Raw genomic sequence first — 17215 nt, forward strand, 5'->3', positions numbered from 1 at the left:
ATTCATTATTTATAAGTGATTATAAGTTATTACACAGAATAAATCAAGAACACATAAGTAATTATAAGTAAAAATAAAGCCTGAGTCCGGTTTCCCGATCCTCAGGCTCGCATGCTAAAATGAAAATGATCCATATTGAGAGTGCCAAATTTCACGAAACGCATGGATATCACGGTCTACAGCCGGATGATCAGCCAAATGGCTTAAAAGCTCAGGGCTGATTGTCGCCTCGTGGCTCCCCGCTTCCATGACGGCAAGAATTTGACGGTTATGTTTAAAGCTTGCCGCAAGCACTTTGCAATTTAAACGGTATGTGTTAAATAAGTCGACAATTGTTTTGACAACGCCCGCCCCATGACCATACTCTTGATCAATACGATTGACATACGGCGCGACATAGGAGGCGCCGGCTTTTGCGGCCAGAACAGCCTGTGCAGCGGTATAAACCGTTGTCCCGGTGGTCTGGATGTTTTCAGCCGCGAGCTCTCTGATCGCGTAAAGTCCTTGAGCCGTCACCGGAATCTTCACCGACACGTTTCCATCCAGCCAGTTATAGAGCGCCTTCGCCTGATCGGCTATATCCCGCCAATGGTCGGCGATCACTTGGGCATGGAGAGGCAGATGCTCGGGAAGGAGCCGCCGAATATCTTGAATCTGCTGTTTAAAGGGCTGCTTTTCCCTTGCGATCAGCGCCGGGTTTGTCGTGACGCCGCCAGCGGGAAATGAATCCAGCAATCTTTCAATCTCCGGTATATGCGCTGAATCAATCAGCATGTTCATCATCGCTTCCCCCTCGTGTTTTAATGCATGACCTGCCCTCCGGTTACATTAATCGACTGACCCGTCATATAGGATGCTTGATCAGAAGCGTAAAATAAGATGGCATTGGCGATGTCATCATACGTACAGCCCCGTCCGAGCGGCACTTTTTCGGTGTACACGCGCTCTACTTCGCTCTCTGGAATGCCGAGCTTTTTCGCGTATTGCGGAATCAAGCTTTGGAACATCGGCGATTTCAACAAATTTCCCGGCATAATGCTGTTCACGCGAATGTTGTGTTCGGCAAGATCGAGCGCGAGGCTTTGAGTGAGACCGACACCTCCAAATTTGGAAGCTGAATAAGCTGTATTATGTTTGCTGCCGACCTTTCCCGATTTGGAGTTAATTTGAATGATTGACCCGCTTCCTTGCTCAATCATGACCTTCGACGTTTCCCTCGCGCAAAGAAAATACCCGGTCAAATTGACTTCGATGGTCCGTTCCCAGTCTTCAAGCTCAAAATCTGTGATCTTATTGCTTTTGGCGATTCCCGCACTGTACACCATCACATCGATTTTATTGAATTCCTCCGTGATCCTGCCGATCATTTTTTCCACATCGGCTTCTTTTGTAAAATCTGCTTGAATCCACAGCGATTTGACCCCGTATTGACCGGCTGCATGTTCAGCCGTCCTTTCGGCGTTCTCGCCGTTGATGTCTGCGACCGCGATGTTATATCCCGCCTCTGCCATGCGGTAGGACAGCGCTTCTCCGAGACTTTGGCCGCCGCCGCATATCAATGCCACTTTTCCTTTATTCATCTCCATATTGCACCCGCTCCTTATGAGAATCTTTTAACTTGAATACAGTCTCCTGCTGAAACCTCCGGCAGTTGTTCCTTTCGTTCAAGGTACAGCGTTCCCGGCAGCTCGGCTGAAGCCGATCCGTCAAATTTCAGCGTAATATGCCCGAGATTCGCCAGGTTCTGGCGAACGGCTCCCCCAACGGCTGTGATTTTGTAGGACTCGCCGCCCAGTATTAGCTTATCGCCTTCATTGAAGTCGCCTTCTACAGGCTTTATATCAATTGATAAACAATAATCTTTCAATTCATCCGGAGCGCCTTCGCCGAATAATATAAGCATCTTTTCATCTGAAAATGCCGTTGCTTGATCTCCGATTCTGTTTATTTTTGTTTCATACAGCATGACCATAATTCTCCCTCCTTAAGAAAACCTCAGCTGTCATACATGCCAAAGCTGGCCAGCCAAGCAATGAAAACGGTTGGCGCCCCAGTCAAAAAACGCGAATACAGCACCGACGGCACCCCGACTTCAACCGTTTCGACTTCCGCTTCCGCAAGACCCAGGCCGACCGGAACAAAGTCGGCAGCTGCTTGCGAATTGATCGCAAATAACGCCGGCAGCGCCAAATTCGGCGGAATGTTTCCTTTGCCGATCTCAACGCCGATCAGCGAACCGACAACTTGTGCAATCACCGCCCCGGGTCCAAGAAACGGGGAAAGCAGCGGAAATGAACAAACAAGCGAGATTAATAGCAATCCGGGCAGTGACCCTGCAAATGGTGATAAATATTTGGCAAAAATGTCTCCGATGCCTGACTCTTTAATGATGCCGATCAATAGAGCCACAAAAGCCATGAACGGAAGAATTGTTTTGATAACGGTTTCAATCGCTTCCCGTCCAGCTTGATAAAACGTGCTGACGACCGATCCCATGGCCATCCCGATTGTCGCCATCATCCCTTTCGGCGACTGCTGTTCACTAATTTTTTTCTCTGTGCTATAATGGTTTTGTTTATTTTGCATTTGTTTTTCTTCTGGAATATTAGACTGTTCAGGCTCCTCCACAGCTCCCAGCAGTTTAATATTCTCTTTTTTTACTCCGGAAACATATATATCTTCTGTAATATGGGCGGCAAGCGGCCCGCTTTTTCCGGTCGCCATCACATTGATCGTCGGAATTCGCTTTTGCGGGTAAAGTCCGCAGCGCAGCGTCCCTCCGCAGTCGATGATCACAGCGGCCATTTCGTTTTCGGGTACTGTCGTTTTAAAGCCGTCGACCAGGGTGCACCCCGTCAGCTCAGCTAAATGATCCGCAAAATCGGGTTTGTTTCCGCCGGTGACGTACACGATTTTATTTCTCTCTTCATCAGGCGTGATCACCAGAGGCCCGCCAAACCCTCCCGGCCCTTTTGAAACTTCAACCGAACGATAGGAACTCATCTGTAAACCGCCTTTCTTATTTTAGATCAATCGAATCTTTCAAGGCAATGCCCTGCTGTTTCGCGACATAAGCCGTTGTCATATCCGTTACCCAGCCCCTGAGAAAGTTTGTTACAATCCCGACCAGAAGATAGCGGAGAGCGAGCTCGGTCGTTTCATGCCCCAGCGTCGTAATTCCTGCGGAAATCCCGAGGAAAACAAACAGCTCGCCCGGATTCACGTGCGGGAAAAGTCCGTTATGCGTGTGACAAGAATAGGATGCAGCCGCATAATAGCTCGGTTTGTATTTTTCAGGCAAGAACCTGCCAAGCGACAGCGTCATTGGATTTGCAAGCATGAACGTACCAATGACAGGCAAAACCATGTATCTCGTTAATGGATTTTTTCCCGACTTCCTCGCGAGCGCTTCGACGCGCTTTTCTCCTATCAGGCGTATCAGGGCATTCATGGCGACAAGAAGCATAATCAATAAAGGAACGATGTCTGTAAGCATACTGACAAACACTTCTCCGCCATGTCTGAATAAGTCCATAAACTTCTCCGCAAGCCATGTTACGTTTTTCATAATTCACCTCTTTTTTTGATTTGAAAGCTCATCAGTTTTTGAAGCCGCGTTTTCTTCTGCGGGACATCACCCCCTTTCGTGATGATGTCGAATGTTTTCAAGGCATCTTCAATTGCGAGCCGTGTGAGGCGGTCGTGCCGGACAAGCTCCGCTTGTCCGATCTTCAACAAATACTTTCCTTCAAACCCTTTTAAAGGCTTGATTCTTGAAAAGACAGTGACACCTTGCATTTTTGACGCCTTCAAAATTTTATTGCGCTTGTCAATGACAAACAGGACGACCGTTCCGGCTCTGAATAAGCCGGTCTTCCTTCCGACCGCGACTCTTCCCATACATCTGTATGCGGCGAATGTTCGGTTGAAATGCCTGATTTGCAAAAAACCAAAAATACTTTGGAGAAGCCATGCAGCTCCAAGGGCGATGATAAAGTAAATGATCATAATTGGTTTCTTACCTCCTCGGCAATTTCTCTGGCTGTTTCGGCAGTTGTCACCAAAATATTAATATAACGGCCTTTTGCAGCCCCGATAATAGAAGGGACTTTTTCATGGGATTCAGCAAGACCGATGGAATACTCCAAATTCTTTAACCTCTTGATGTCTATCGCGATCGTTCTGTCATGAATCTCTGTTTCTACCAACGCTCCCGACCGATCAAAGAAACGCGAGCATATATCTCCGACCGCCTGCTTTTCTTCAAGGCGCTCGATATCCTGATCGCCGTAAAATCCGGTCCAGATCATATTTGAAGAACTAAGCGGCGCTCCGATCCCGACGGCTGCCACGGTAAGGCCGTTCCACAGACTTTCTATTTTTTTAAAATAGTGGGACTTGACGATTTCCTCTTTCGTTTCTTTTTTTTCGACAACGGCTGCCGCGTCTATAAAGTAAGGCGTTCCTCCAAAGTCACCGGCAATGCTGTATACGATGCTGTTCACGTGATATTTCGTATCCATGGCGCCCGGACCGCCGACAAGCGGCACAAATGAAGCGCTCCGTTTTTTTACGCCGTGAAACTCCCCGATCATTCCCGCCATCGTCGTCCCCCATGCAAAGCCTACCGTATCTCCGTCTTTCACGACGCGTTTTAAGATTTCGGCACCGGCTTTGCCGACGAGTTTCTTCTTGTCTTCAGATGTTTGTTCCGGTTTTGCGTCGCATATGTACACTTCTTTAAGCCCAAGCAGTTGTTCGAGCTCCCGTTCCAAATCGTAGTGTGTCCCGACATGGTCATCGATCGTGATTTTAACGATTCCTTCCTCGCGCGCTTTTTTCAGCATGCGTCCGACCGTTGTTCTGTATATCCCTGTTGCTTTTGCAATCTGGCTCTGTGTCATATCCTCTTCGTAGTACATTTTGCAGACTTTGATCAGAAGGCGTTTATCATCCTTTATTTCCATAAGATCACCCTTCTTTTGCACATTTGTGCAAGTATTAGTCATTTGTTGTTGTATTCGCTTACATTATACATTCGGAATTTTTGGACGTCAATTTAAATTTGTCTATTTTTTGTCTAAAATAAAAAAACCGGTCATTGAAAACCGGCCATAAAGGGGGATAAAAAAGGGGATATTGATTGATTTTTTTTAAGAAAGGCGTTTATAGAAGGAATCTTGCGGTTTAAGCATCCGCCGGCTCATGGGCTTTTCGGCTTTCTCCCAAAAATCTGACTGATCGGGCGACAACTTCTGTAATAAAGACGCGTTCACCTTCTGAATTGACGTATTGGCGAGTCTGGATTCTTCCGCTCAGCCCGATGATGGAGCCTTTTTCACAATATTCGGCTGTATTCACGGCAGTTTTGCGCCACAGGGTGCAATTGACAAAGTCCGCTTCAATTTCGCCTGCTGCATTTTTGAAAGGCCTGCTGACAGCCAGCGTCACATTTGCAACAGGGACACCGTCAGATGTGTACCGAAGTTCGGGATCTTTTGTCAAACGCCCGACCAGCATGATCTCATTAAACATTTCGTCCCTCCCTTCCTGTTCGGGTATCCCCAGTTTATAAGAGATCGGTATTTAAGGAAAATCATCATAAAAGAAAAATAACCCGGAAAAAACCCGGGTTCGCGTCATAATTTTTGTTTCTTTCTGCCATTAATTAAAAAAATCATCTCATTGTTATTTGAGAAATACGTATTTTTCAGAAACTGAAAAAAAACAGGAGATGCCAGCCACCGCTCTGAGTATACGCGGACATATGAGCCCCCGTCCCAAGCATACAAACGGAATGACAACTCTTTCTGTTTAATCGTTACTTGAAATTCGTATATTTCCATTCTGTCTTTTGTTTCATAGCGAAACACGATGCCTTCATTGGCATACGTGCTGATCTCGTGCTTTTTGTTTCCGGCTGAAAAGCAAATCATAGGCATATATTGACGGCAGTCAGCAGCTGGATTGCTTGCGATCACAAATACTTCTTTTAAGAAAAAATGGTTCATAAGTCACCTCCTGCTCAATATCACCTAAAGTATAAATAAAAATAAAGCATTATAAAATACTTTTTGCAAAATTTAAAATACGAATATGCTCCTATTGCATAAACAAACCAGGGTCAAGAGTTCTTCCAAGCGAATGTGCTATAATGGTTATACAACTATGGAAGCTTGTGAGGTGATACTAGTGAAAACCTTTAGGCTTATTGATTTAAAAATTGTCCGCCAGGATGAAACTTCAAAGCGGCTCGAGGAGTTCCCGCTGATCGACGGCCTTATCATTAATAAAGAAGACGGAGAAAACCACTGGATGGTTGAGGGGCTGGTTTCGAAAGAATACCGGTATTTTTTCGAATACCTCCTTCAGGAAGGCAAAGAAGTGAAAACATATGTAACGATCACGAAAAAAAGTAACCGCCCCGCACAGCTGTTAGCGAAGGTCAAAAAGATCACGGTACTAGGCGAGCATGTTTCCGTCTTATTGGACGGCAAAATGGTCAGCTCAAAGCTGAGGAAAGGCTCCGACAAGATCTTGGAAGATTTAATGAAAGAAGGATATTCCGGAGACCGGCTTCTTGAAGCATTTAAACAAAATATATAGAAAAGGCTGTCTTCGCCGGACAGCCTTTTCGCTATAGCTCTAAGAGCGTTTCGTCTGCTCTTTTAACAAATCCCGTATTTCCTTAAGCAATTCTTCCTGCGGATCAGGAGCAGCTTTTTCTTCTTCGGCATCCTTCTTCTTCAGCTTAGAGATATAACGGATAAATAGAAAAATGGAAAACGAAATAATAAAGAAATTGACGATCGACTGAATGAACAGCCCGTATTTAATGTCGGCATCAACAAATGTGAACGACAGCGCTGAAAAATCCAGGCCTCCTAGCAGAAGACCGAGGAGCGGCATCATTAAATCATTGACAAGCGAAGTCACGATTTTTCCAAAGGCGCCTCCTATGATAACCCCGATTGCAAGATCGATTACATTTCCACGAATCGCAAAGCTTTTAAATTCTTTCCACATGAATGATCACCTTTTCTCTTTTATGATAAAAAAACAAAATGGGCTTTTACGGAAACCCATTCTGTTTGCGTTATTCCTGTTTTTCGCCAAGAGAAAACATCAATTCGGCTTCACACACCACTTCTCCATCCACTTTCGCGACTCCTTTTCCTTTGCCGATGGAACCGCGGAAACGAAGCACTTCAAGCTCAAGATGGAGCTGATCGCCCGGTTTGACCTGCTTTTTGAAGCGGCAGCTGTCGATTCCCGCAAAAAACGCGAGCCTTCCGCGGTTTTCTTCCTTCATCAAAAGCGCCACGGCACCCACTTGCGCAAGCGCTTCAACAATCAAAACGCCAGGCATCACCGGATAATCCGGAAAGTGTCCGTTAAAGAATTCTTCATTTACTGTCACATTTTTATAACCCGCTGCCCGTTTTCCTTCCTCTACTTCTGTCACACGGTCTACCAGCAGAAAGGGATAGCGGTGGGGAATGATTTCTTTAATTTGCTGAGCATCAAGCATTGCCTTGACATCTCCTTTTTCGAAAAATATGTATAGAATGATATGTCAGTGCCTTATTCTGTACATCTGGAAGTATATTATGAAACGGAATCTTTTTCAACAAAAGATGAAAGACAACGCTGAAAATGAAAATAAAAAGAGCCTGAACCAAACGTCGTTTGGCCGGCTCCTATTTGCTTTGCTAGCGAACTGAATTGATCAGCCCCATCATTTGATCGCCCATCGTGATGGCGCGGGAATTCATTTGATAAGACCGCTGCGAAGAGATCAGGTCGGTCATTTCCTTCGATACATCGACATTTGATGATTCGAGGAATCCCTGTTTTAGAGAAATGTCCTGCCGCCCGGCTCCGTTCAGATTGATGAGAGCCGTTGCTCTCAATTCATCGCTGACAGAAAAAAGATTGCTTCCTTCTTCCGTAAGAGCCTGAGGTTTGACAGCCCGGACGATTCCCAAGTTAAAACGCAATGGCGCTTCACCTTGATTGTCTGACGAAACGGTGACACTTCCCGAATCGTCAACTTTGATGTGTTTATAACGCTGGTTGAAACGGATGGGATTTCCGTTTTCGTCAAGAACAGCATGCCCTTCTTTCGTCACCAGCTGCATCTGATTGGCGTTGCCAGCCGCAGGCGTCAGGTAAAATGCTCCGTCTCTTGTATATTGCACTTCCCCGTCGACATTGACCTGGAAGTACTGATAAGGAGAAGTCAGTGCGATATCAAGATCGCGGCCAGTTTCTTTAAGGCTTCCCTGTTTATGTGTCAGCCGATCGGTCATCACGGCTCCGACGCCGAGCCGAAGTCCGGGCGGCGTCTTTCTGCTTGCCGCTACTTCATTATTTTTCTCGTTTACCTGTTCAATCTGCTGCCTGATCAGCTCCGAAAAGCTCGTGTTTTTCGCCTTATATCCCGTTGTATCGGTATTTGCAAGATTATGGCTGATATTATCAATTTGTTTTTGCAGTTCAAACATTGTGTTTGAAGCCGTGATCATGGATCTAAGCATCGTTTTTCCACATCCTCCATTTACGCTGATCGCGATCGGTCATTTATCCGATCCTTCCAATCTCATTGGCCGCCTTTTCCATGCTTTTATCATAAGCTTGAAGAACTTTTTGGTTGGCTTCAAACGAGCGGTAGGCAGCGGTCATTTCCGTATAAGCTCTCGTCACGTCGACATTCGACCGTTCCGTCATCCCCTGCTTGACAGAATAAGCGACTGCGGGATTGCCGACTGCGCTTGGCAGCGCCTCACCGTTTTCAGTACGATACAGATCATCGCCTTCTCTTGCTAAATTTCTCGTATCGAGCGCGATTCTGACATCGATCCTTCCAAGGTTTTGGCCGTTTTCAGTCACCGTTCCGTCCTCAGCGACTTGAAAATTCTCGCTTCCCACCGTAATCGGCTGGTTTTCCGTTGAAAGGACGAGTCGGCCGTTTATTGTCAATTGATTATTTTCATTTAAAGAAAAACGGCTGCTTCTTGAATAGCGTACATCCCCATTTTCAAGCCGGACCGCGTAGAAAAGCGCTGCTTTATCGTTTGTTTCCCCATTGACCGGAACTTCGGTTTCGCTGATTGCAATATCCGTCGGCTCATTCGTGCTTTGCAGATCGCCTTGCGAGAATTGAGGCTTCAGTTCCTGCATGTAAACTCCTGTATTGATAGAACCGATCGGCGTCTGTGTTGAAAACGAACGCGAAGCGCTGCCGGCCTTGACAGAATCGGATTCAATCCGGCTCAAAAGCATTTCCGGGAAAGAACGGATTGACCCTTGGTCTTCTTTATATCCCGGCGTATTTGCGTTCGAGATATTATTCGTCAGCATCTCTGTGCGGCGCTGCTGGGTGATCATTGCAGAAGTCGCTGTATAAAGTCCTTTTAACATCATTTCACCTCAAATAAGTGTCATGCTCCAGAGTTTCTCATCGAAAAACCTCTTTTGCGAAAGGCTTGCAATTTATATTTGCTAACACAGAACATTTGTTCTATAATGGTATTCAAACATACTACTCTTTTTATCGGCAGCCATTCGCTTCCTTTAAAGCATTTCACATAAAAAACCTCATTCTAAAAAAAGAATGAGGTTTCTGATCAGCTCAGTTTGCGCTTAGGTAGCTTGTCCATGTTATCAAGCATGACACCCGTACCAACTGCCACACAATCCATCGGATTTTCGGCAACGAGAACCGGCACTTTCAGTTCTTCGGCAAGAAGCTGGTCAAGACCGTTTAACAACGCGCCGCCTCCTGTAATGATAACGCCTCTGTCGATAATATCGGCTGACAGCTCAGGCGGCGTTCTTTCGAGCACCTGCTTGGCAGCCTGTACAATGACAGATACAGATTCGCGCAGCGCTTCTTCCACCTCTTTGCTCGTTACCGTAATGGTTCTCGGCAATCCTGTGACCATATCGCGGCCGCGGATGGAAATTTCCTCGTGACGTGCGTCTGGGAAAACAGTTGCGACTTTAACCTTAATGTCTTCGGCTGTCCGTTCGCCTATGAGCAGCTTGTACTCACGTTTGATGTAGTTCAAGATTTCAAGATCAAACTTGTCCCCAGCCATTTTAATAGAAGAGGCGGTGACAATATCGCCCATTGAGATGACTGCGATATCTGTCGTTCCACCGCCGATATCAACTACCATGTTTCCGCTTGGCTGGAAAATATCCATTCCCGCTCCGATTGCGGCCACCTTAGGTTCTTCCTCCAAATATACATGCTTTCCGCCGCTTTTCTCGGCAGCTTCTCTGATAGCCTTCTGCTCCACAGAAGTAATATTTGTAGGGCAGCAAATCAGCATGCGCGGCTTTGAAAAAAGACCTTTCACATTCAGCTTGTTAATGAAATGCTTCAGCATGGCTTCCGTTACTTCAAAATCGGCAATGACGCCGTCTTTTAATGGACGTATCGCAACAATATTCCCAGGTGTACGTCCTACCATTCTCCTTGCTTCTTCACCGACAGCGAGCACTTTCCCATTGTTTTTGTCAAGAGCAACGACTGATGGTTCATTTAAGACAATACCTTTTCCTTTGACATGGATCAGCACATTCGCTGTACCAAGGTCAATACCAATATCCCTTGCAAACATCTATCTATATCCTCCTCGAAATCTGTTTCACAGCAATGTCCACATTCTGCCCTAATTATATATTTTATCATAAATATTAGAAAAAAAAGAGAGCTTATTAAAGTTCTTCATAAAATTTTTGTGGCTTTTTACGGAGGATACCGGGAAATTCTGATAAACGGTGCTCGTTTCTGAGCCATTATTCCTTATTGCACGGGTTCTCTTTCAAAGATTTCCTCTTTCTTATATTTTAGTTTTGTCGCTTCTCCGCCCCGCAAATGTCTGATTGATTTATGATAATCAAGAATTTCTTTTACTTCATTGGCCAGGTCAGGATTAATTTCAGGCAGCCTTTCTGTCAAATCCTTGTGAACGGTACTTTTGGAAACACCAAACTCCTTCGCTATCACACGAACTGTTTTTTTCGTCTCCACGATGTACTTCCCTATCTTGATTGTTCGCTCTTTGATGTAATCGTGCACACCACTCGACCTCCCTAAAATGGATGTGAGAAGTGTGAAATGAGATCCGTCTTGTGAAAAAATTCGCTATTTACGCAGCTTCTTCGTTTTATGCTTTTCCAAGTAGAATTTTGAAATACTCCCACGATCCCTCACCTCAAACACTCTCTTTGTTAGGTTTGTATCAGTGTATTAGCATTCAAATGGGATTATGCTAAAAACTCAAGGAGGACAAGGGGTTTCTCTGATAATTTTATTTCGGGTTTCAAAAATTTTAACTTTACACTAATCTCGGCTTCCGGTAAAATGAATAAAGTTTATTATTTACCTAGGTAACTATTTTGAAGGAGTCCGGGAATGGAACATATCAATCGAAAGATTATTCACCAGCTCAATCAAAGCACGCGGATGGTTGCTAAAAAAACGAATGAACAGCTCGAAGCATACGGCCTTTACGGTTCACAGTGGTCGATCCTATACTGTCTTCACACCTGCGGACCGATGACGCAAAAAGACATTTGGACTTACTTGCACGTTGAGGCGCCGACTGTGACGAGAACGGTCAGCCGCCTCGAAAAAAACGGCTGGGTAGAACGGATACAGGGCGATGACAAACGGGAAAAAGTCGTCAAAATGACAGAAGAAGCCAAAATTAAATATGATGACATTCAATTAAAAATGCAAGAATTTGAAGAGGAAATGCTTTCCGTATTTGAAGAACGGGATAAAAAAACATTTCAAAGGCTGTTAAATCAATTATTAGAAGGACATCAGGAGGAGTTGTAGCCTATGAAGCAAGCTGAACCCATTTGGACCAGGGATTTTATCATGGTCGTTTTGATTAATTTATTTATATTCGTCTATTTTTACGCACTGTTGACCGTGCTTCCGGTTTATGCCATGCAGGAGCTCGGCGGTTCCGAGTCAGAGGGCGGCCTTTTGATCAGCGGCTTTATGCTGTCCGCGATTTTTGCGAGGCCGTTTTCGGGAGCCGTTATTGAACGTTTTGGCAAAAAAAGAATGGCGCTCATCAGTGTCGTGCTGTTTACTTTGGCATCATTTCTTTATATCTATATTCACGATATCTACCTGCTGCTTGGCATTCGCTTTTTCCAAGGCATTTGGTTCAGCATCATCACGACAGTGACGAGTGCAATTGCAGCCGATTTAATTCCGCCGGCCCGCCGCGGGGAAGGTTTGGGCTACTTTGCCATGTCGATGAATTTGGCGGTGGTCATCGGTCCGTTTATCGCGTTGAACCTGCTGGATAAAATGAGTTTTTCCGATCTGTTTATTTTATTTTCAGGAATCGTCACTGTGGCCATCCTTTGCACGGCACTGGTCAGGATTCCTAAAGGAAGCGACATCCGTTCGGCTGTGTTCAGGTTGTCTTTTTCCAACATGTTTGAAAAGGGCGCGATTCGGATTGCCACGGTCGGATTGTTCGTGTCGTTTTGTTATTCAAGCGTCATTTCCTTCATCTCTGTTTATGCAAAATCTCTCGGCCTTATTGAAGCAAGCAGCTATTTCTTTATGGTGTTCGCAGTGACAATGATGATCACGCGGCCGTTTACGGGAAAACTGTATGATAAAGTCGGCCCCGGAGTCGTCATTTATCCGTCCATTATCATTTTTTGCGCCGGGCTTTTCCTGCTTGCTTTCACAAACAGCAGCGGGATGCTCTTGCTATCCGGAGCTGTCATCGGCATGGGCTACGGATCTATCACGCCGTGCCTTCAGACCTTGGCGATTCAAGCTTCGCCGCCTCACCGGAGCGGCTATGCAACGGCGACTTATTTTACGCTGTTTGATACCGGGATCGCAGTCGGATCCTATGTTTTCGGGTTGGTTGTGGCACAAGCCGGTTTTTCAAACATCTATTTATTCTCAGGCGTTTTTGTGCTCATCAATCTGTTTCTGTATACATGGAGTCAAAAACCCGCACTCGCAAAGGAAAAGCGGGATATATCAATGGCTGAATAAGCCGTTCAACCTCGCCGGGCCGGGATTACCCGGCTTTTTTCATGCCGGCTGATACAGTCCGATCTGTCATTTAATGAAACTTTTGCAAAATCAAATACGTCTCCTAACTGTCTGACCAAAAACTACTACTCTATTAAAAAGGTGATTTTTTGAACTATTGGCTTTTTACACGTATTCATCAATTATCAAACCACAACCACATCCTGGACAGCGCTATGATTTTGATTACAGAAAAAGCAATTTACATGTATGCGCTCATTTTGCTTTTGATCTGGATCTTCGGAAACCGTTCTTATAAAATAAGCGTTCTTCAGGCAGGTGTGACGGGTATTCTCGGATTGGCGGCAAATTATTTGCTGTCATTGGTTTACTATGAGCCGAGACCGTTTGTCGCTCACCATGTGGACGTATTAATTCATCATGCGGCAGACGCCTCGTTTCCCAGCGATCATACAACCGGGGCGTTAGCCATTTCGATCGCTTTTTGGCTTTATCATCGGAAAATTGGAACCTGCCTGATTGCTTTCGGGTTGTTGACGGGCTTTTCCCGTATTTGGGTCGGACACCACTACCCTGTTGACGTTTTAGGCAGCATTTTGGTCGCTTTATTTGTATCACTCGTTATATTTAGATTCTCAGCGTATGTGCAGCCGCTTTTTGAACGGATCATCTCACTCTACGAATCGATCTTGCGGAAATTGCGGAAAGCCGTATCCAGAACGGCATAAGAAAACACCCGAATCTCATGATTCGGGTGTTTTTCATTTCCTTTCCTTAACCTTTTAAGGCTTCGGTTAACGGCGGAACAATTTGTTTTTTGCGGGATACAACGCCTTTCAGTGTTGCTGTGTTGTCTGACAATGTGACATTGAACGCTTTCTCCACTGCTTGTGCAGCTTGTCCTGAAGCGACGACAACCGAGTCGTTTGTTAAAATGTCGGTTACGACAAACACAAATAAATCCAATCCTTTTTCAGACACCACTTTTGCAAGTTCTGCTTCAACTTCTGCTTTGCGGGAGAGAACGTCGTTTGTATCAACAGTGTTAACTTGCGCGATCTCCACTTTATGGCTTCCCATCGTAAACTCTTTTGCGTCAAGAGAGAGAAGCTGAGGAATCGTTTTTGCGCTCAAATCTGCTCCAGCCTTCAGCATATCGAGTCCATAGCTGTCGGCATCAACACCGGCAATCGCAGCCAATTCTTTTGCAGCTTTGACATCTTCGTCCGTGCAAGTCGGAGATTTGAATAAGAGGGAATCTGAGATGATCGCCGACAGCATCAATCCTGCGATATCTTTTTTAATTTCGACGCCGTTTTCTTTATAGAGCTTGTTTAAGATCGTTGCCGTGCAGCCTACAGGCTCTGCGCGATAATACAGAGGATCGCTCGTTTCAAAATTGGCGATCCGGTGGTGATCGATGACTTCAAGCACGCGAACTTGATCAAGGTCATCGACGCTCTGCTGGCGCTCATTATGGTCAACTAGAATCACGCTGTCAGTTTCATTCGCAACAGTGTTCACAAGGCGGGGTACTTCTGCATTGAATTTCTCAAGCGCGAATTCGGTTTCGCCGTTGATTTCGCCGAGGCGGACGGGTTCTGCGTCCATGCCGAGCTCCTTTTTTAATTCGGCATATGCAATCGCTGAACAAATCGTATCCGTATCCGGATTTTTGTGGCCAAAAATAAGTACTTTACTCATGATATAACTCCTTACTGTTGTTTTTATAGTAAGCTTACCTGACAATAAAAAAATCTGCAAATCTGTCACTTATTTTAATATTTACGGAGTGTTTTGTCATTTTAAAAAATAAAAAAAGAGCCGTTCGGCTCTATTCTCCATAGTCAGGTGTATTGTGGCTTCGTTTTGGAGCGGGCTTCAAGACCGGTTTTTCTCCATATGCGACAGGGCCGCTCTCGTAGTGGAATTCCGCTCCGTCCGGCGCCTTCTCTTTCAGCCAATCAAACTGCGCGCTTTCTTCTCCATCCGAGAAATTGTATAAAGTATGCGCAATGTCTTCTTTTTCATTTTCATCCGAAACCGTGCCGGGCACGATGACGCCTTCTTTTTCTTCCAACTCTTTGATTGCGGCGATCCACTGGTTTTGGTGCATCGTGTCTCTCGCTAAAAGAAAACCGAGCATATCTTGTACACCATTGTCATCCGTCATTTCGCGCAGCCGCGCGACTTGCAGCCTGCCTTGCGATTCAGCGTTGACATTTGCGCGCAGATCGGCCAGAAGGTTGCCGCTCGCTACAATATAGCCTGCATTCCACGGAACGCCTGTGCTGTTTTCAGGCATGGCTCCCAGTCCCGAAACGATCGCATGGTGAGGGTTCATTCCGCCCATAATTGCACCGATGACAGGATCGTCTGCGGCTTTTTCCTGCTCGTAAACCGGTGCGTCTTCAAGCAGGCGCGCGATCATCGTCGCAATCATTTCGACGTGTCCGATTTCTTCTGCCGCCGTATCCATGAGCAAATCTTTATACTTTTCATTTCCCCTTGTATTCCACCCTTGAAAAAGGTATTGCATGGCCACAGATATTTCTCCGTACTGACCGCCGAGTATTTCCTGCATTTTCTTGGCGAAGACAGGATCGGGTCTTTCAGGTTTTGCAGGGTACTGCAGCACTTTCGTATGCTTGAACAAATCACATCACTCCTCCGTTTTTTGTATCCTCGTTTTTGAATTAACCGTAAAGGGAAATGATAAAACTGTACAACAGGCTCGGGATGTGTTGCAGACGGGTCAACATTCGAATCGAAGGAGTGCTGTTCTATGATTAAAAATACTTCACACCGCCCTTTTCCGCCGCCTGAAGGACCGTGGGTGATGACGCAAACATGGAATCATGTATTATTTGCCCATTGGGCTGTTGATTCTGAAGCCATTCGCGGACGAATACCGGCGGCCTTGGAACTGGAGACATTCAATGGAAAAGCATGGATCGGCATTTTGCCTTTCCTGCTGACAAATATGCGCCCCCGTTTTTTGCCCCCCTTTCCTTTCGTCAGCAGATTTCCCGAGCTGAACGTCCGGACATATGTATCATATAAAGGCATACCGGGCATTTATTTTTTCAGTCTTGACGCCGCTTCGCGCTTAGCCGTCGCCGGCGCGCGCGCAATGTTCCACTTGCCTTATTTTCACGCCGGGATAAACTTTGTAAAAGAAAAAAAACATATTGAATTTTCCAGCAGAAGGTATGATTCAAAAGCGGCCTTCCGCGCCAGCTACCGCCCGCTGTCAGATTCCTTTACCGCCCAAAAAGGGTCCATCGAATACTGGCTGACTGAAAGATACCGCCTGTACACCACGTACAACAACCGGGTCTACTATGAAGACATCCATCATTCTCCATGGACGCTGCAGCGGGCCGAAGCCGAAATCCGACAAAACACGGTGCCCGGAGCAAGCGGTCTCATATTGCCTGATACCGCTCCGCTTCTCCATTACGCCAAACGGCAGCACGTCTTATTTTGGCCTTTGCAGCGGGACCGGGGATGAAAACTGTTGCACCAATAGATACATGTTTTAAAAATTACGTGCTTGAATCTTGAATCGAAATCTGTTACGATCTCAGTAAGTAATCAATCAATAACAAAATGAAGGGAGGCGGCATATCATAAGACAGAGTAAGGAAAACCGAAAGGAGCAAATACTTGAAGCTGGATTAGAAGTGTTTGCAGAAAAGGGATATTATAATACCACGACAGCACTCATTGCTGAAAAAGCCGGTATTTCCCAGCCCTATATATTTAGGTTTTATAAGACGAAGGAAGAGTTGTTCGTTGCCGCGCTCGATCGGGCCTTTGAAAGAATCCTCCAAACGTTTCAAAATGTCGAATCCAGCTCCGAACAGATCGTAGCAAACATGATCAAAGCATATGAAGAGTTGTCTGTATCACACCCTAATGAAATAGCCTTACAGGTCATCGGACTATCCGTTACGGAGGAATCGATCAGAAATTGTTCAAAAACGGGCTTATCACGTATTAGAAACTATACGCTGGAAAGGTTCCAGGAAGCGAATGTTCCGAATGCAGAGAGGGAAGTTACGACTTTCCTGGCAAGAGGGATACTTTGCAACATTTCCTATTTCTTGGATTTGCCGGAGATCATGCACGGCCAAACAGAATAAAATAACCGATTTG

Annotated in this window: 23 protein-coding genes; 6 read left to right on the forward strand and 17 right to left on the reverse strand. The window is 45.6% G+C overall.

Annotation, left to right across the window (positions count from 1 at the left end):
• Positions 1-114: 114 nt before the first annotated feature.
• From M1D59_RS19655 to M1D59_RS19695, 9 genes are all read right to left on the reverse strand, one after another.
• On the reverse strand, positions 115-780 hold the full coding sequence (locus M1D59_RS19655) for a transaldolase family protein (protein WP_023857136.1): 666 nt from the start codon (positions 778-780) through the stop codon (positions 115-117).
• Positions 781-800: 20 nt separating this feature from the next.
• Positions 801-1586 (reverse strand): sorbitol-6-phosphate dehydrogenase, encoded by a 786-nt coding sequence (gene srlD / locus M1D59_RS19660; RefSeq protein ID WP_020453198.1) that lies wholly within the window; start codon positions 1584-1586, stop codon positions 801-803.
• Between the two features lie 14 nt (positions 1587-1600).
• Entirely contained in the window at positions 1601-1972 is a 372-nt protein-coding gene (locus tag M1D59_RS19665) for a PTS glucitol/sorbitol transporter subunit IIA (protein WP_020453199.1), read from the reverse strand.
• A gap of 23 nt (positions 1973-1995) precedes the next feature.
• Complete coding sequence (gene srlE, locus M1D59_RS19670) at positions 1996-3003, reverse strand: PTS glucitol/sorbitol transporter subunit IIB (RefSeq protein WP_020453200.1); 1008 nt, start codon at positions 3001-3003, stop codon at positions 1996-1998.
• Between the two features lie 16 nt (positions 3004-3019).
• Positions 3020-3568, reverse strand: coding sequence for a PTS glucitol/sorbitol transporter subunit IIC (gene srlA, locus M1D59_RS19675; protein WP_020453201.1), 549 nt, complete (start codon positions 3566-3568; stop codon positions 3020-3022).
• The gene (locus M1D59_RS19680; RefSeq protein ID WP_020453202.1) at positions 3565-4008 is read right to left on the reverse strand and encodes a transcriptional regulator GutM; all 444 of its coding nucleotides are present in this window, start codon (positions 4006-4008) and stop codon (positions 3565-3567) included. Before M1D59_RS19680 ends, srlA begins: the two co-directional genes overlap by 4 nt.
• Positions 4005-4967 carry a sugar-binding transcriptional regulator gene (locus M1D59_RS19685; protein ID WP_095291473.1) on the reverse strand — a complete coding sequence of 321 codons (963 nt, stop codon included), beginning with the start codon at positions 4965-4967 and terminating at the stop codon, positions 4005-4007. The genes M1D59_RS19680 and M1D59_RS19685 overlap by 4 nt, the downstream gene beginning before the upstream one ends.
• Positions 4968-5187: 220 nt before the next feature.
• Entirely contained in the window at positions 5188-5535 is a 348-nt protein-coding gene (ssb, locus tag M1D59_RS19690) for a single-stranded DNA-binding protein (RefSeq protein ID WP_025810666.1), read from the reverse strand.
• A gap of 104 nt (positions 5536-5639) precedes the next feature.
• On the reverse strand, positions 5640-6011 hold the full coding sequence (locus tag M1D59_RS19695; RefSeq protein ID WP_023857133.1) for a hypothetical protein: 372 nt from the start codon (positions 6009-6011) through the stop codon (positions 5640-5642).
• A gap of 181 nt (positions 6012-6192) precedes the next feature.
• Between M1D59_RS19695 and M1D59_RS19700 the strand changes: the two genes are divergently transcribed.
• Positions 6193-6606 (forward strand): YwpF-like family protein, encoded by a 414-nt coding sequence (locus tag M1D59_RS19700; RefSeq protein ID WP_020453206.1) that lies wholly within the window; start codon positions 6193-6195, stop codon positions 6604-6606.
• 39 nt (positions 6607-6645) lie between these two features.
• On the opposite strand, the gene mscL is transcribed toward M1D59_RS19700, so the two are convergent.
• From mscL to spoIIID, 6 genes are all read right to left on the reverse strand, one after another.
• The gene (mscL, locus tag M1D59_RS19705) at positions 6646-7026 is read right to left on the reverse strand and encodes a large conductance mechanosensitive channel protein MscL (protein ID WP_023857132.1); all 381 of its coding nucleotides are present in this window, start codon (positions 7024-7026) and stop codon (positions 6646-6648) included.
• Positions 7027-7096: 70 nt separating this feature from the next.
• The gene (gene fabZ / locus M1D59_RS19710; protein WP_003185902.1) at positions 7097-7531 is read right to left on the reverse strand and encodes a 3-hydroxyacyl-ACP dehydratase FabZ; all 435 of its coding nucleotides are present in this window, start codon (positions 7529-7531) and stop codon (positions 7097-7099) included.
• Between the two features lie 181 nt (positions 7532-7712).
• Positions 7713-8540, reverse strand: a complete 828-nt coding sequence (locus M1D59_RS19715; protein ID WP_023857130.1) for a flagellar hook-basal body protein — start codon at positions 8538-8540, stop codon at positions 7713-7715.
• Between the two features lie 43 nt (positions 8541-8583).
• Positions 8584-9423, reverse strand: a complete 840-nt coding sequence (locus M1D59_RS19720; RefSeq protein ID WP_023857129.1) for a flagellar hook-basal body protein — start codon at positions 9421-9423, stop codon at positions 8584-8586.
• Positions 9424-9629: 206 nt separating this feature from the next.
• A complete protein-coding gene (gene mbl, locus M1D59_RS19725) occupies positions 9630-10631 on the reverse strand; it encodes a cell shape-determining protein Mbl (protein WP_229129230.1) in 1002 nt (333 codons plus the stop codon).
• A gap of 185 nt (positions 10632-10816) precedes the next feature.
• Positions 10817-11092: a sporulation transcriptional regulator SpoIIID gene (spoIIID, locus tag M1D59_RS19730; RefSeq protein WP_003185911.1), complete on the reverse strand. Its 276-nt coding sequence runs from the start codon at positions 11090-11092 to the stop codon at positions 10817-10819.
• Between the two features lie 336 nt (positions 11093-11428).
• On the opposite strand from spoIIID, the gene M1D59_RS19735 reads away from it, so the two are divergent.
• The 3 genes from M1D59_RS19735 (at position 11429) to M1D59_RS19745 (ending at position 13782) form a co-directional block, all read left to right on the forward strand.
• Complete coding sequence (locus tag M1D59_RS19735; RefSeq protein ID WP_023857128.1) at positions 11429-11857, forward strand: MarR family winged helix-turn-helix transcriptional regulator; 429 nt, start codon at positions 11429-11431, stop codon at positions 11855-11857.
• Positions 11858-11860: 3 nt separating this feature from the next.
• A complete protein-coding gene (locus M1D59_RS19740; protein ID WP_025810665.1) occupies positions 11861-13054 on the forward strand; it encodes an MFS transporter in 1194 nt (397 codons plus the stop codon).
• Positions 13055-13203: 149 nt separating this feature from the next.
• Positions 13204-13782: an undecaprenyl-diphosphatase gene (locus M1D59_RS19745; protein ID WP_023857126.1), complete on the forward strand. Its 579-nt coding sequence runs from the start codon at positions 13204-13206 to the stop codon at positions 13780-13782.
• 46 nt (positions 13783-13828) lie between these two features.
• Here the strand turns inward: M1D59_RS19745 and M1D59_RS19750 are convergent, their stop codons facing one another.
• Complete coding sequence (locus tag M1D59_RS19750) at positions 13829-14758, reverse strand: manganese-dependent inorganic pyrophosphatase (RefSeq protein ID WP_025810664.1); 930 nt, start codon at positions 14756-14758, stop codon at positions 13829-13831.
• 130 nt (positions 14759-14888) lie between these two features.
• Positions 14889-15710: a manganese catalase gene (locus M1D59_RS19755; RefSeq protein WP_101561377.1), complete on the reverse strand. Its 822-nt coding sequence runs from the start codon at positions 15708-15710 to the stop codon at positions 14889-14891.
• 129 nt (positions 15711-15839) lie between these two features.
• Between M1D59_RS19755 and M1D59_RS19760 the strand changes: the two genes are divergently transcribed.
• Both M1D59_RS19760 and M1D59_RS19765 read left to right on the forward strand, forming a co-directional pair.
• Positions 15840-16568 carry a YqjF family protein gene (locus M1D59_RS19760; protein WP_458117630.1) on the forward strand — a complete coding sequence of 243 codons (729 nt, stop codon included), beginning with the start codon at positions 15840-15842 and terminating at the stop codon, positions 16566-16568.
• A gap of 118 nt (positions 16569-16686) precedes the next feature.
• Complete coding sequence (locus M1D59_RS19765) at positions 16687-17202, forward strand: TetR/AcrR family transcriptional regulator (protein ID WP_035400336.1); 516 nt, start codon at positions 16687-16689, stop codon at positions 17200-17202.
• The last annotated feature ends 13 nt before the right edge of the window (positions 17203-17215 follow it).

The organism is Bacillus sp. PK6-026 (assembly GCF_054161455.1).

Excerpts from the sequence above, each read along its gene's own strand:
- M1D59_RS19655 (WP_023857136.1), bottom strand. The coding sequence starts at position 780 with ATGAACATGCTGATTGATTCAGCGCATATACCGGAGATTGAAAGATTG.
- srlD (WP_020453198.1), bottom strand. The coding sequence starts at position 1,586 with ATGGAGATGAATAAAGGAAAAGTGGCATTGATATGCGGCGGCGGCCAA.
- M1D59_RS19665 (WP_020453199.1), bottom strand. The coding sequence starts at position 1,972 with ATGGTCATGCTGTATGAAACAAAAATAAACAGAATCGGAGATCAAGCA.
- srlE (WP_020453200.1), bottom strand. The coding sequence starts at position 3,003 with ATGAGTTCCTATCGTTCGGTTGAAGTTTCAAAAGGGCCGGGAGGGTTT.
- srlA (WP_020453201.1), bottom strand. The coding sequence starts at position 3,568 with ATGAAAAACGTAACATGGCTTGCGGAGAAGTTTATGGACTTATTCAGA.
- M1D59_RS19680 (WP_020453202.1), bottom strand. The coding sequence starts at position 4,008 with ATGATCATTTACTTTATCATCGCCCTTGGAGCTGCATGGCTTCTCCAA.
- M1D59_RS19685 (WP_095291473.1), bottom strand. The coding sequence starts at position 4,967 with ATGGAAATAAAGGATGATAAACGCCTTCTGATCAAAGTCTGCAAAATG.
- ssb (WP_025810666.1), bottom strand. The coding sequence starts at position 5,535 with ATGTTTAATGAGATCATGCTGGTCGGGCGTTTGACAAAAGATCCCGAA.
- M1D59_RS19695 (WP_023857133.1), bottom strand. The coding sequence starts at position 6,011 with ATGAACCATTTTTTCTTAAAAGAAGTATTTGTGATCGCAAGCAATCCA.
- mscL (WP_023857132.1), bottom strand. The coding sequence starts at position 7,026 with ATGTGGAAAGAATTTAAAAGCTTTGCGATTCGTGGAAATGTAATCGAT.
- fabZ (WP_003185902.1), bottom strand. The coding sequence starts at position 7,531 with ATGCTTGATGCTCAGCAAATTAAAGAAATCATTCCCCACCGCTATCCC.
- M1D59_RS19715 (WP_023857130.1), bottom strand. The coding sequence starts at position 8,540 with ATGCTTAGATCCATGATCACGGCTTCAAACACAATGTTTGAACTGCAA.
- M1D59_RS19720 (WP_023857129.1), bottom strand. The coding sequence starts at position 9,423 with ATGTTAAAAGGACTTTATACAGCGACTTCTGCAATGATCACCCAGCAG.
- mbl (WP_229129230.1), bottom strand. The coding sequence starts at position 10,631 with ATGTTTGCAAGGGATATTGGTATTGACCTTGGTACAGCGAATGTGCTG.
- M1D59_RS19735 (WP_023857128.1), top strand. The coding sequence starts at position 11,429 with ATGGAACATATCAATCGAAAGATTATTCACCAGCTCAATCAAAGCACG.
- M1D59_RS19740 (WP_025810665.1), top strand. The coding sequence starts at position 11,861 with ATGAAGCAAGCTGAACCCATTTGGACCAGGGATTTTATCATGGTCGTT.
- M1D59_RS19750 (WP_025810664.1), bottom strand. The coding sequence starts at position 14,758 with ATGAGTAAAGTACTTATTTTTGGCCACAAAAATCCGGATACGGATACG.
- M1D59_RS19760 (WP_458117630.1), top strand. The coding sequence starts at position 15,840 with ATGATTAAAAATACTTCACACCGCCCTTTTCCGCCGCCTGAAGGACCG.